Below are 12,423 nucleotides of genomic sequence, written 5' to 3'. Positions count from 1 at the left end.
GGTCCGTGCGGCGGGGCGGCTCACACGCCGGCCTTGACCGACTCCGCCTGCGCGTCTTCGGCCTCCTGCTGCTCCTCGGCGTGATGGCCGGTGAGGGCGAAGAACACCTCGTCGAGGCTGGACTTGCGCAGCGACAGTTCGCCCACCGTCACCCCGGCCTCGTCGAGCCTGCGGACCACCGCGGGCATCACGGCGGGATCCGACAGCGGCGCGCTCACCAGGCCGTCCCGGACCTCGGGCTGGGCACCGGTCAGCTCGCCGACGATCCGCGCGACGGTCACGTGGTCGGCGGCGGTGACCGGCCGGACCTCCAGCATCTGCCCGCCGGCCTGCGTCTTGAGCTGGTCGGGCGTGCCGCGGGCGATCACCCGGCCGTGGTCGATGACCACGATGTCGTCGGCCAACTGGTCGGCCTCCTCCAGGTACTGCGTGGTCAGCAGGACGGTCACCCCGTCGTCGGTGAGCCCCCGCACGATGTCCCACAGCCCGCCCCGGCTGCGCGGGTCCAGGCCCGTGGTCGGCTCGTCCAGGAACAGGATCTGCGGCCTGCCGACCAGGCTGGCGGCCAGGTCCAGGCGCCGCCGCATGCCCCCCGAGTAGGTCTTGGCGGCCCGGTCGCGGGCGTCGGTCAGCTCGAAGCGCTCCAGCAACTCGGCGGCGCGGCTCCTGGCCTGCGCGCGCCGCAGGCCCAGCAGGCGGCCGATCAGCACCAGGTTCTCGGTGCCGGTGAGCATCTCGTCGACCCCGGCGTACTGCCCGGTCAGGCCGATCAGCTGACGCACCCGGTGGGCGTCCTTCACCACGTCGTACCCGCCGACCCGGGCCTGGCCCTCGTCTGGCTGGATGAGGGTGGCCAGCACCCGCACACTGGTGGTCTTGCCCGCCCCGTTGGGGCCGAGCACGCCCAGCACGCTGCCGGTGCGGGCGGTCAGATCGACGCCGTTCAGCGCCCGGGTCTCACCGAAGTGCTTCACCAGGCCTTCGGCTTCGATGGCGAAAGTCATGTCCGCAAACTCCTTGGGTGCTGATGGCGCAGGACATCTCACGGCCTTGCTGGGACGGCATGTCAAGCTATGTGGGGCATGCCCGCTGGTGCATCCAGTTTTTCCGGCGCTCCTGTCACGGAGCTGCCAGCCCACTGACAGCCGGCACCACCGTCGCACAAGGCACTGACAAAACCTCGGTGACGTGCCCGGCACCCTGGCGGCCAGCTGTGTCTTTCTCCCGGGTGACGGTGACCAGGCTGGTCGGCCGCCGGAGTTCTAGACTCCAGGTGTGGCGGCGGTGAGCGACTCCCAGGGGCGGCCGGACGGCGGCGCGCCGCCACGGCTGCGGCCGCCTGCCCACCGGGTCTCGCCCCGCGCCATCGCGCAGTGGGCCATCGACTACCTGCTGGGCTGGGGCCTGGCGTTCGTGCTCACGCTGGGGGCCGCCGCCTGGGCGGACTCGGCCCGCTGGGAGGGTGTGCCCGGCTGGGCGGCGGACCGGATCTGGTGGCCGCCGGTCTTGGTGGGGGCGGTGGGAGTGCTGATGGTGGCGGTGGCGCCCGCCTGGCGTTACCGGGTGCACCGCTGGGAGGTCAGCGCCGACGTGGTCTACACCCGCACCGGCTGGTTCGCCCGCGAGTGGCTGCTGGTGCCGGTCAGCCGGATCCAGACCGTCGACACCGAGCAGGGCCTGGTCGAACGGCTGCTCGGGCTGGCCACCATCGAGATCAACACGGCCTCGCACGCCGGGTCGTCCCAGGTCGCCGGGCTGCCGGCGGACGTGGCCACCCGGCTGGCCGAGGACCTGGCCCGCCGGGCCCACGACCTGCGCGACGACGCGACATGAACTCCCACGGCGAGAAGACCGGCGGCCGGGCCGCGGCCCGGCCGCCGGGTACGCCGCCGGGTACGCCGCCACCGGCCGGGCGGACCTGGCCGGTGGCGGCGCGGCTGCATCCGCTCACCTTCGTGGCCGGGGCGATCCGCGAGCTGCTGGCACTGCTGGTGGCGGGGGCGGCCGGGCTTGCGGTGAACGGACTTTCGACGGCCTTCTACTTTGCGCTGGTCGGCCTGGGGTTCGGGTTCCTGTTCCACATGGCCAAATGGGCGACCTTCACCTACACCGTTCACGATGACCGGATCGAGCTGCGCCGGGCGCTGATCGGCCGGTCGGTGAAGACCGTCCCGCGCGAGCGGATCCGCGGCGTGGACATCAGGGCGCCCCTCACCCACCGGCTGTTGAGGCTGGCGATCGTGCAGTTCGACGCCGGTTCGGAGGGCGGCGACGGGGAGCTGAACGCGGTGTCCCGGGCCGAGGCCGAGCGGCTGCGCGACCTGCTGATGCGCGGGGACGGCCCCCGGCCGCGGCCCGCGGCCTCCGGTGCGCCGGACGGGCCGGTGGTCCTGGCCCGGGCGCGGCCCCGCTGGTACCTGTTCGCGCCGCTGAGCGGCGCCTACCTGTTCACCCCGTTCGCGCTGGCGGGCAGCCTGCTGGGGGCGCTGTACAACCTCGGCGACGACCTCGGGCTGATCGACGGCGCGCTGCTGGCCCGGCTGGGCGGTGACGTGGCCGGTCTGCCCCGGCCGGCGTTCGTGGCCCTGGCGGTGGCCTTCGTCGCCGCCATGCCGGTCGCCTCGGTCGTCGTGTTCGCCCTGTTGAACTGGGACTTCACGTTGCGTGCCACGGCCGGCGGCCGCGGCCGCGACGGCGCCGCGCTGGTCGCCGAGCGGGGGCTGATCACCCGGCGCAGCGTGACCCTGGAGCGCCGCCGGATCCGCGGGGTGGAGCTGGCCGACAACCCCTTCGAACGCGCCGCCGGGGTCGTTCACCTCGGCGCCCTGGTCACCGGGCTGGACGACACCGCCCACCGGGGGAGCCTGCTGCCGGCCTCGCCGCGCCCGGTGGCGTTCCGGGTCGCCGCCCGCGTGCTGGGCGGCCCGGTGCCGGGGCCGCTGGTCCCGCATCCGCCCGCCGCGCGGGGCCGCCGCCTGGTGCGGGCGGTCGCGCCGCCGCTCGCGCTGGCCGTCCCGGCGCTGCTGGCGGGACGGCTCTGGGCGGTGTACGCGGCGCTGCTGATGGCGGCGCTGGCGGTGCCGCTCGGCCTGGACCGTTACCGTCAGCTTGGGCACGCCACCGACGGGACGCGACTGGTCGTGCGGTCGGGGTCGCTGCGCCGCCGCCGGGTGGTCATCGAGCACCGGGCGGTGGTGGCCTGGCGGCTACGGCAGACGCTGTTCCAGCGGCGGCTGGGCCTGGCCACCCTGACGGTGGGCGTGGGTGCCGGGGAGGGCGGCTATCCGGCCATCGACATGGGCGAACACGACGCCGTCGCGTTCGCCCACGGCATCACCCCCGGCTGGGTGGCGCCGTTCCTGGAGGACGGCCGGGACTAAAAGCGCCCCGGCCCGCCCGGGTGAGCGGGCCGCTTCAGTCGGGGCGGCGGGCGCCGAACATGATCTCGTCCCAGGACGGCACCGAGGCGCGCTTGCCCTTGGCCTTGCGACGGCGCGCGGCGGGCTGCCGCTGCTGCGCGGGCGTGGCGGGGGCGGGCACCGGGACGTCGCGGGCGGCCGCGGCGGGCGGCTCACCGACGGGCGGTCCGGCCGCCGGAGCGGCAGGCCGGCCGGGGACCTTGTCCCGGCGCGGACGCTGCTTGGGCGGCGCCGGCCGGGCCGGGGGCCGCGGCTCGGCCGCCGCGGGCGAGGCGGCGGGCTGCTCGGGCTCCGGCTCGGGCTTCGCCTCGGCGGTCTGCGGTGTGGCGGGCTCGGCCTCCGCCTCGGTGGCGGACGCGGGCTCCGGTGCGGGAGCCTCGGGCTCGGCGGCGGGCTGCTCAGGCTCGGTCTCGGTGGTGGGTCGGGCGGTCTCCCCAGTCTCCCCAGTATCGCCGGCCTCGGGCTCCTCCACCGGCGGGGTCTGTGGCGCGGCGGCCTCGGCCTCGACGGTCTGCGGTGCGGCGGGCTCGGCCTCCGCCTCGGCGTCGGCGGGCGGCTCCCCGTCCTGCGGCGCAGCGGTTTGCGGCGCGGCGGCCTGTGGCCGGGGCGCGGCGGGGACCGGCTGCGGTGCGGGCGCCGGCTCGTGCGGCGGCACGGCGGCGGGCCGTTCGAGGGCCGCCGGGGCGGGCGGCGCCGGAGCCAGCGGGGCGGCCGGCGCGGGCGGGGCCGCAGCGGTCATCTCACGCGGCGCCTGGCGGGGGTCGGCCGCCAGGCCGGGCTCGGTGAGGTGCTCGCGGCGCGGGCCGGGGGCCGGGGCGGGCCGGGGCGCCAGGGCCGGGGGCGGAACGTCCCGCGGGTCCTGGACGATCTTCATGGCGGGGCGGCGCGGCAGCAGCGGCGTCACCGTGTCGCCGCCCTCGTCGCCGGAGCCGTCCTCCCACTCCAGACCCGACAGCCGGGCGGCCACCTCGTCCAGCGGGGACAGGTGGCGGCGGCGCGGGTCGAACAGCCACTCGGCGGCGTGCGGGCGGCCGTCGTCGAAGAACGACAGCCGGATCCGCCAGCTGCTGTCCTCGCACTTCCAGGAGTCCCACTCGACGTCCTCGAGGTCCACGCCGCCGCGGTTCAGCCGCTCCTCGACCTGCTCGCCCAGCGGCGGGCCGGGGGCCGACTCGCCTGGCCGGCGCACCGGCACGCGCTGCGCCTGCTGGGCCATGTACTCGCGTTCTTGCAGGACCGGACCCTCGAACCAGCGGACGCGTTCCACCGGGATGCCGGCGGACTCGGCGATCTCCTCCGCCGTCTCACCGGCCCGGATGCGAGCCTGGATCTCCTTGGGGCGCAAGGGACTCTCCACTTCGATCTCGAACTGGCCGAGTCGGGAGAAGTGCCCACGGACCGCGGCGCGCAGCCGGTCGTCGACGGGCAGGGTGAACCGAGTGCCTCGGCCCGCGGTGGCCAGCACGAGGTACGTACCGTCCTCGCTGACCGCGACGAGGCGCAGTTCCTGCATGCGTGTCCTTCCTGCCAGTCCGGCGACGGCGCTGGAAGGACGCCGAACGGCCCGGTGCCGCCGCGTCCGCCGTCACCGGCGCTCGCGGGGCGCCGATATGTTACGACGCCCGACCTTGGGCGCATGCGTGCCCTTCCCCCGGGTCTCGAGTGTCTCTTTCGGACACGCCTGCTGCCAGCACCGTACCCGGCATGTCCGAACATCGCCGCTCCCGGATTCCCGGGACTGCCCGTGAGGGCCGCCGGCCGGGAGCGGACGGCGACCGATCCGCGGACCGAGTGCGCCCGTGCTCCCGTCGCCGTCCGCTCTAGCTTGCCTTTCCCCGGGGCCGGGCGTGGCCGCCCCGCCATGATCCTTGTGGATCCTTTGCCCCAGGCCCGTCAGGAACCGAAGACCTGGCGGGTGTAGCGGTTGGCGAAGCGGCGCCTGGGATCGAGCTCGTCGCGCAGCGCCCGGAAGGCGCCGAGCCTCGGATAGACCTTCTCCAGGTAGGCGGCGTCGCGGGTGTGCAGCTTGCCCCAGTGCGGCCGCCCGCCCACCGAGGTCATCAGCTCCTCGACCCCCGTGAAGTAGTCCTCGTGCGGGTTGCGGTTGTAGACGTGGACGGCGATGAACGCGCTGGGCCGGTCGTGGGCCATGGACAGCCAGGCGTCCTCCGGCGGCAGTAGCCGCACCTCGATGGGGAAACTGATCCGCCAGTCCCGCCGGTCGAACAGCGCCCGCAGCTCCCGCAGTGTGGGCACGAGCTCCTCACGGGGGATCGCGTACTCCTGCTCCTTGAAGCGGACCCGGCGCGGGCTGGTGAACACCTTGTAGGAGGTGTCGATGTAGGTCCGTGCGCCCAGCGCCCTGGCCGACACGGCGTTGACCGGGCCGATCGCGGCGGGCAGGCGCCGGGTGAGGCGCTGCAGCCCGCCGAACACCGAGTTGGACAGGAACTCGTCGTCCAGCCAGTGCCTGGCGCGCGGCAGCGGCGCGGCCGCCCGGTCGGTCCGGTTGTTGCGCTTGGTCAGGCAGCCCTCGGTGTGCGGGAACCAGTAGAACTCGAAGTGCTCGTTGGCGTCGGCCAGTTCGTCGAGGCGGTCGAGTACCTCCTCCCACCGCATCGGCTCCTCCCGCGCGTGCAGCCGAAACGCCGGGACGGTCCGCCAGGTGACGGCGGTGACCACGCCGAGCGCGCCCAGCGAGACCCGGGCGGCGTCGAACAGCTCCGGGCGCTCGGTGCGCGAGCAGGTGACCACGCTGCCGTCGGCCAGCACCAGTTCCAGCGCGGCGACCTGGGAGGCCAGCCCGGCGTGGTCGCGGCCGGTGCCGTGCGTGCCGGTCTGCAGGGCTCCGGCCACGGTCTGCTGCTGGATGTCGCCCATGTTGGCCAGGGCCAGCCCGTGCTCGTCGAGTATCCGGTTGAGCTCGTGCAGCGGCAGGCCGGCCTCAACGGTGACCAGGCCGCTGGCGGTGTCGACCGAGCGCACCGCGGTGAGCCCGCCGGGGCGCAGCAGCAGCCCGTCGGTGACCGCCGCGGCGGTGAAGGAGTGGCCGGAGCCGGTCATCCGTACGGTCAGTCCGTCCTCGGCGGCGGTGCGGACGGCCTCGACGACCTCGTCGGTGGTGCGCGGCGTCAGCGCGCGCCGGGGCACGGCCCGCTGGTTGCCGGCCCAGTTCCGCCAGGCGCGGTCGGGGGCGCCGGAAGTGCGTGCGGGGGACATGGGCAGACTGTACCGAGACGGCTAACGCGAGGGAAATTCACGTTTATCGGGTTCATCCAATCGTGACCCGCCCGCCGGGAACGTCCGCATCCGCCGTCCCGGAGCGGGAACCGCCGACACGGACCCGGCGATACCGTACGATCCGGTGACCACGGAGACGAGAAGGACGAATGCGACCTCGTTGGGATTGTTGTGGCTGCCTCCCCCCCATCACGTGACCCCGGGTCCCCGCCCGCCGGACCGGCGTCCCCGCGGCGTCCGGACGCGGCCGGCACCCGCGCCGGAAGGGGCGTCAGGCCCGAGAAGAAGGCCCGCACGGTGGCGCCGGCGCGGTCCCGCCCGGCGGCCGTCCGCCCCCGCGCCCGGTCCGGGCGGGGCCGGCGGCTGGCGGTGGCCGTGCTGGCGGCGGCCAGCGCGGTGACGCTGGCCGGCGGCGTGTTCACCGCGCTGACCTTCGAGGACGGGCGGCAGCGGGCACGGGCGGCCACCGGCCGGTCGCTGCCGGAGCCCACCGGCCTGCCCGGTCCGGTCGCCAACGTCGTCGACACCGCCCAGGTCGCCCCGCTGCGCCGGGTCGTCCCTCCGGACGTGCTGGTGGTCGGCACCTCCTCGATCACCGCGGCGCAGGCCCGCCGGGTGTCCCGGCTGCGGGGCGTGCGGGACGCGGCGCTGGTCTCCGGCGGGGCGGTGCAACTGCAGAGCCGGCTGGTCAACACGTTCGCGGTCGACCCGTCGGCGTTCCGCTCCTGGACTCCGCCCGCCACCGCCCGCGATACCCGGCTGTGGGCGGCGCTGGCCGCCGAGCGGTTCGTGGTCTCCCAGAAGGCGGCCCGTGAGCTGCGGCTGAGCACCGGGGTCCAGTATCCGATCGTGGCCAAGTCGATCCCCAGCGTGATGCTGGGCGGCTCCGGAGACCTCGGGCTGCCTGGCATCGACATGCTGGTGGGCAAGCGGACCGGGCAGGAGCTGGGGCTGGTCCCCAACATCGCGCTGCTGGTCAACGCGCCGGGCGCCGATCCGGCCGCGCTGACCCGGGCCATCGAGGCGATCTTCCGGGGCGGCGCCAAGGTGGTGAACCTCAACGAGCGCAAGTACCGCCAGGCCACGAACTACCTGGACCTGTACCGGCAGGCCGCGACCGGCTGCCGGGGCCTGTCGTGGACGGTGCTCGCGGCGATCGGCCAGGTGGAGAGCGACCACGGCCGCAACACCGGGCCGTCCAGCGCCGGAGCCCTCGGCCCCATGCAGTTCCTGCCGTCCACGTGGAAGTCCTACGGGGTGGACGGCGACAGGGACGGCAAGGCCGACATCATGAACCCCTACGACGCCATCCCCGCCGCCGCCAAGTACCTGTGCGACCACGGTGGCGGAAGAGGCGGACGGTCGCTCTACAACGCCGTCTACGCCTACAACCACGCCCACTGGTACGTGCAGAAGGTCCTCGACTTGGCCAGGGCGTACGCCGCGCGTTACCGCTGATCCTGAGACGTGCGCCACTTGACCGCCGAGGCCGCATGCCGGGGCGGTGGCACCGCCCCGCGGCTGGTTGGATGGGACACATGACGTCCTATGACGCTCTGCTGCTCGTCTCCTTCGGTGGTCCGGAGGGGCCGCAGGAGGTTATCCCGTTCCTGGAGAACGTCACGCGCGGCCGGAACATCCCCCGCCAGCGGCTGGAACAGGTGGCCGAGCACTACTACCTGTTCGGCGGAGTGAGCCCCATCAACCGGCACTGCCGTGAGCTCAAGGCCGCCATCGAGGCCGACCTCGCCGCGCACGGCATCGACCTGCCGGTCTACTGGGGCAACCGGAACTGGACGCCCTACCTGGCAGACACGGTGCGGCAGATGGCCGCCGACGGCGTCCGGCGGGCCGCCGCGTTCGTCACCTCCGCCTACAGCGGCTACTCCAGCCGCGGCCAGTACGCCGACGACATCGCCCGCGCCCGCGCCGAGGTCCCCGGGGCCCCCGAGATCGACAAGCTGCGGACCTACTACAACCATCCGGGGTTCGTGGAGCCGTTCGTTGAGGCCACCCACGCCGCGCTGGACCGGCTGCCCGCCGAGCTGCGCGACGGGGCGCACGTGGCGTTCACCGCGCACAGCGTCCCGCTGGACCAGCCCGGCCGGGAACGCTACGCCGCCGAGCTCGCCGACATCGCCGCGGTCGTCGCCGAGCGCGCCGCGCCGGGCCACGACCGGGCGCTGGTCTACCAGAGCCGCAGCGGCCCGCCGACCCAGCCCTGGCTGGAGCCCGACATCGGCGACCACCTGCGCAAGCTGCACGCTGCCGGGACGCGGGCCGTGGTGGTCGTGCCGATCGGGTTCGTGTCCGACCACATGGAGGTCAAGTACGACCTCGACGTGGAGGCCGCCGAGCTCGCCGCCGAGCTGGGCCTGGCCTTCGAACGTGCCGCCACGCCCGGCACACATCCCCGGTACGTGGCGATGGTCCGGGAGCTACTGCTGGAGCGCACCGCTGGGCCGGACGCGCCGCGCCCCGCGCTCGGCACGCTGGGACCCCACCCCGACGACTGCACGGCCGGCTGCTGCCGCGGCCGGTCCTGACCGCACCACCACCGATTCCAAGGGAAGCGACGATGAGCCTGCCGGAGGAGCTGCTGGAGCTCGCCCTGGAGACCGCCCGCGAGGCCGGCCGGATGCTGGTCGACAAGCGGCCGGTGCAGGGACCGGCCGTGGTGCAGACCAAGTCCAGCCCCACCGACGTGGTCACCCAGATGGACCGGGCCGCCGAGCAGCTGATCGTCGAGCGGATCCGCGCCGCCCGCCCCGCCGACGCGGTGCTCGGCGAGGAGAGCGGCGCCAGCGCGGGCGCCAGCGGGGTCCGCTGGGTGATCGACCCCATCGACGGCACTGTCAACTACCTGTACGACCTACCCGACTGGAGCGTCAGCATCGCCGCCGAGATCGACGGGCGCTCCGTGGCCGGGGTCGTGGAGATCCCGCGCCGCGGGGAGACCTGCTTCGCCGTGCGGGGCGGCGGCGCCCGGATGCGCACCGCCCACGGCGAGCGGGTGCTGCGCTGCAACACCGACGTCCCGCTCAACCGGACGCTGGTGGCGACCGGGTTCGGGTACGAGGCGCAGCGCCGCGCCCACCAGGCGCAGGTGCTGACCGGGGTACTGCCGCGCGTGCGCGACATCCGCCGCGGCGGAGCCTGCTCGGTGGACCTGTGCACGCTGGCGGCAGGAAGGGTGGACGCCTACTACGAGCGCGGCGTTCAGGCCTGGGACGTCGCCGCCGGCGCCCTCATCGTGGAGGAAGCGGGCGGCCTGGTCGGCGGGCTGCACGGCGCGCCCGCCGGACCGGAGTTCACGCTCGCGGCGGGTCCTGGCACGTTCGAGGCGATGCACGACCTGCTGGCATCGCTCGACCCCGCCCGGGACTGAACGCGTACGTACGGCAGGGCGGGGCTTGGGGGGTCAGTCGCAGTCCGGCGAGGGAACCCCGATGTCGTGGTTGGCGGCGATGCGCCGCAGCTCCTCGATCTCCGACTGCCGGATGTCGGCCAGGTAAGCGTCACCATCGGCCCGCGCCAGTCGCAGCGAGGCGTAGGCGTCCGAGAGCCGCTCTTCGATCGTGCGTGACAGCTCGCCCATGGGATTTTCCTCTCTAGACCCCGCATTCCCTACCCAAACCTGTCGCTCGCGTAAACCTTTTGTTTGCTCGCCGAGGGGGTGCGCGAGGCGTGAGGTGCCTTACATCTGGGCAGGGCATGCTGGATGCGGTACTTACGGAGGGCTTACGGCCGATATGGCATACCTGGGAGGGCCGGTCCAGCGCACCGGCGAACCGTAGATCCGGATTCTGAGGGGGGTCGGGGATGCGTGTTCTCATCGTCGAGGACGAGCGCGTGCTCGCCGACGCGATCGCCACGGGACTGCGCCGCCAGGCGCACGCCGTGGACGTCGCCTACGACGGTGCCGGTGCGCTGGAGCGGACCAGCGTGAACGAGTACGACGTGGTGGTCCTGGACCGGGACCTGCCCAAGGTGCACGGCGACGACGTCTGCCGGGAGCTGGTCGGGCGGCGCTACCCGGCGCGGATCATCATGCTCACCGCGTCCGGCGAGTTGGACGACCGGGTCGAAGGCCTGACCATCGGTGCTGACGACTACCTGGCCAAGCCGTTCGCGTTCGCCGAACTGGTGGCCCGGGTGCAGGCGCTGGGCCGGCGGGCCGCCGCGCCGCTGCCGCCCGTCCTGGAGCGCGCCGGCGTCACCCTCGACCCCGCCCGGCGGGAGGTGCAGCGCGACGGCCGCCCGGTCGAGCTGACCCGCAAGGAGTTCGCGGTGCTGGAGGTGCTGCTGCGGGCCGACGGCGCGGTGGTCAGCTCCGAGCGGCTGCTGGAGAAGGCCTGGGACGAGCACATCGACCCGTTCACCAACGTGGTGCGGGTGACGATGATGACGCTGCGCAAGAAGCTCGGCGATCCCCCGCTGATCGAGACCGTGCCCGGGGTGGGGTACCGCCTGTGAGCGACGACGACAGGACCGGCAAGGGCAAGGGCAAGGGCGAGGAGCGGGCGGCCGGCGCGGCCCGGCCCGGGTTCGCCGCCGGCCCGGTGACCCAGCCGATGTCCGCCCCGCGGCCGGCGCCCCGCGGCGACGGCGGCGACTTCATGTCGGACCTGCGGACGCTGCCCGGGCGGGTGAGCGTCCGGCTCCGGCTCACCCTGCTGTACGGGCTGCTGTTCCTGCTGGCCGGGCTGCTGCTGCTGTTCATCACCTATGTGCTGATGGCGCAGGTGCTGGACTCGGTGTTCCCGTCCGGGCTGCAGATCCGCACCTCCAACGGATGGATCATCGAGACCGAGGCCCTCAAGTCCCGCACGATGAAGGAGCTGTTCGGCCGCTCCATGCTGGTGCTGGCCGGGGTCGGGGTGATGGCGCTGGTGCTGGGCTACTTCGTCGCCGACCGGGCGCTGGCGCCGCTGCAGAAGGTCACCGCGACCGCGCGGCGGCTGTCGGAGAGCACCCTGCACGAGCGGATCGCGCTGCAGGGCCCGGCCGACGAGATCAAGGAGCTGGCCGACACCTTCGACGCGATGCTGGAACGGCTCGGCCAGGCGTTCGACGCCCAGCGCAGGTTCGTCGCCAACGCCTCCCACGAGCTGCGCACCCCGCTGGCCATCAACCGGACGCTGCTGGAGGTCGCGCTGGGCGACCCCGAGGCGTCGCAGGACCTGAAGTCGGTGGGCCGCACCCTGCTGGCCAACAACGCCCGGCACGAGCGGCTGATCGAAGGGCTGCTGCTGCTGGCGCGCAGCGAGCGCGAGCTGACCACCCGCGCCACGGTCGACCTGGCCGAGGTGGCGGCGGCCGTGCTGGAGACGCAGGGCAAGCGCGCCGACGAGGCCGGCGTCACGGTGCACACCGAACTGGCCGCCGGCACCGCCCTGGGCGACCCGGTGCTGCTGGAGCATCTGGTCACCAACCTGGTCGACAACGCGATCAAGCACAACACGGGCGACGGCGGCCAGGTGTGGGTGCGCACCGGGGTGCTGGACGGCTTCGCGACCGTCCAGGTGGAGAACACCGGACCGGTGGTGCCCGCCTACGAGGTGGAGCGGCTGTTCGAGCCGTTCCGGCGGCTGCAGCAGGACCGGGTGGAGTCGGCGAAGGGCTCCGGGCTGGGCCTGTCCATCGTGCGCTCGGTGGTGCGGGCGCACCGCGGGTTCGTCTACGCCACGCCCCGCCAGGGCGGCGGCCTGGTCGTGACCGTCCGGCTGCCCCTGGCCTCCTGACCGGCCTTCCGGCGGGCCCC

At 74.1% G+C, this 12,423-nt stretch carries 11 protein-coding genes; 7 read left to right on the top strand and 4 right to left on the bottom strand.

Going from position 1 to position 12,423, the window contains the following annotated elements; translation table 11 throughout:
• Nucleotides 1-20 precede the first annotated feature (20 nt).
• Entirely contained in the window at nucleotides 21-1,004 is a 984-nt protein-coding gene (locus C4U03_RS09115) for an ATP-binding cassette domain-containing protein (RefSeq protein WP_103937242.1), read from the bottom strand.
• A gap of 271 nt (nucleotides 1,005-1,275) precedes the next feature.
• On the opposite strand from C4U03_RS09115, the gene C4U03_RS09110 reads away from it, so the two are divergent.
• The gene (locus C4U03_RS09110; protein ID WP_103937241.1) at nucleotides 1,276-1,833 is read left to right on the top strand and encodes a PH domain-containing protein; all 558 of its coding nucleotides are present in this window, start codon (nucleotides 1,276-1,278) and stop codon (nucleotides 1,831-1,833) included.
• Nucleotides 1,830-3,380, top strand: coding sequence for a PH domain-containing protein (locus tag C4U03_RS09105; RefSeq protein ID WP_103937240.1), 1,551 nt, complete (start codon nucleotides 1,830-1,832; stop codon nucleotides 3,378-3,380). The genes C4U03_RS09110 and C4U03_RS09105 overlap by 4 nt, the downstream gene beginning before the upstream one ends.
• Before the next feature lie 34 nt (nucleotides 3,381-3,414).
• Here the strand turns inward: C4U03_RS09105 and sepH are convergent, their stop codons facing one another.
• Nucleotides 3,415-4,932, bottom strand: coding sequence for a septation protein SepH (sepH, locus tag C4U03_RS09100; protein WP_103937239.1), 1,518 nt, complete (start codon nucleotides 4,930-4,932; stop codon nucleotides 3,415-3,417).
• A 380-nt stretch (nucleotides 4,933-5,312) separates the two neighbouring features.
• Nucleotides 5,313-6,638, bottom strand: a complete 1,326-nt coding sequence (locus C4U03_RS09095) for a D-arabinono-1,4-lactone oxidase (RefSeq protein ID WP_103937238.1) — start codon at nucleotides 6,636-6,638, stop codon at nucleotides 5,313-5,315.
• A gap of 318 nt (nucleotides 6,639-6,956) precedes the next feature.
• Between C4U03_RS09095 and C4U03_RS09090 the strand changes: the two genes are divergently transcribed.
• The 3 genes from C4U03_RS09090 (at nucleotide 6,957) to C4U03_RS09080 (ending at nucleotide 10,047) form a co-directional block, all read left to right on the top strand.
• The gene (locus tag C4U03_RS09090; protein WP_235017727.1) at nucleotides 6,957-8,117 is read left to right on the top strand and encodes a lytic transglycosylase domain-containing protein; all 1,161 of its coding nucleotides are present in this window, start codon (nucleotides 6,957-6,959) and stop codon (nucleotides 8,115-8,117) included.
• A gap of 80 nt (nucleotides 8,118-8,197) precedes the next feature.
• The gene (locus C4U03_RS09085) at nucleotides 8,198-9,205 is read left to right on the top strand and encodes a ferrochelatase (protein WP_103937236.1); all 1,008 of its coding nucleotides are present in this window, start codon (nucleotides 8,198-8,200) and stop codon (nucleotides 9,203-9,205) included.
• Between the two features lie 32 nt (nucleotides 9,206-9,237).
• Nucleotides 9,238-10,047: an inositol monophosphatase family protein gene (locus tag C4U03_RS09080; protein ID WP_103937235.1), complete on the top strand. Its 810-nt coding sequence runs from the start codon at nucleotides 9,238-9,240 to the stop codon at nucleotides 10,045-10,047.
• Between the two features lie 33 nt (nucleotides 10,048-10,080).
• Here C4U03_RS09080 and C4U03_RS41090 read toward each other — a convergent pair whose 3' ends face one another.
• Nucleotides 10,081-10,257, bottom strand: a complete 177-nt coding sequence (locus C4U03_RS41090) for a hypothetical protein (protein ID WP_200827151.1) — start codon at nucleotides 10,255-10,257, stop codon at nucleotides 10,081-10,083.
• A gap of 224 nt (nucleotides 10,258-10,481) precedes the next feature.
• On the opposite strand from C4U03_RS41090, the gene C4U03_RS09075 reads away from it, so the two are divergent.
• Together C4U03_RS09075 and C4U03_RS09070 are read left to right on the top strand one after the other, a co-directional pair.
• Nucleotides 10,482-11,135: a response regulator transcription factor gene (locus tag C4U03_RS09075; RefSeq protein ID WP_103937234.1), complete on the top strand. Its 654-nt coding sequence runs from the start codon at nucleotides 10,482-10,484 to the stop codon at nucleotides 11,133-11,135.
• A complete protein-coding gene (locus C4U03_RS09070) occupies nucleotides 11,132-12,403 on the top strand; it encodes a sensor histidine kinase (RefSeq protein ID WP_235017726.1) in 1,272 nt (423 codons plus the stop codon). The genes C4U03_RS09075 and C4U03_RS09070 overlap by 4 nt, the downstream gene beginning before the upstream one ends.
• Nucleotides 12,404-12,423 lie beyond the last annotated feature (20 nt).

Source organism: Thermomonospora echinospora (assembly GCF_900108175.1).
Classification (GTDB): Bacteria; Actinomycetota; Actinomycetes; order Streptosporangiales; family Streptosporangiaceae; genus Thermomonospora; species Thermomonospora echinospora.
Note: the sequence above shows the minus strand (reverse complement) of the source record. Positions and strands in the feature narration are given on the sequence as shown.

What these genes read in the sequence shown, in the direction of transcription:
- C4U03_RS09115 (WP_103937242.1), bottom strand. Translation starts at nt 1,004, where the DNA reads ATGACTTTCGCCATCGAAGCCGAAGGCCTGGTGAAGCACTTCGGTGAG.
- C4U03_RS09105 (WP_103937240.1), top strand. Translation starts at nt 1,830, where the DNA reads ATGAACTCCCACGGCGAGAAGACCGGCGGCCGGGCCGCGGCCCGGCCG.
- sepH (WP_103937239.1), bottom strand. Translation starts at nt 4,932, where the DNA reads ATGCAGGAACTGCGCCTCGTCGCGGTCAGCGAGGACGGTACGTACCTC.
- C4U03_RS09095 (WP_103937238.1), bottom strand. Translation starts at nt 6,638, where the DNA reads ATGTCCCCCGCACGCACTTCCGGCGCCCCCGACCGCGCCTGGCGGAAC.
- C4U03_RS09085 (WP_103937236.1), top strand. Translation starts at nt 8,198, where the DNA reads ATGACGTCCTATGACGCTCTGCTGCTCGTCTCCTTCGGTGGTCCGGAG.
- C4U03_RS09080 (WP_103937235.1), top strand. Translation starts at nt 9,238, where the DNA reads ATGAGCCTGCCGGAGGAGCTGCTGGAGCTCGCCCTGGAGACCGCCCGC.
- C4U03_RS41090 (WP_200827151.1), bottom strand. Translation starts at nt 10,257, where the DNA reads ATGGGCGAGCTGTCACGCACGATCGAAGAGCGGCTCTCGGACGCCTAC.
- C4U03_RS09075 (WP_103937234.1), top strand. Translation starts at nt 10,482, where the DNA reads ATGCGTGTTCTCATCGTCGAGGACGAGCGCGTGCTCGCCGACGCGATC.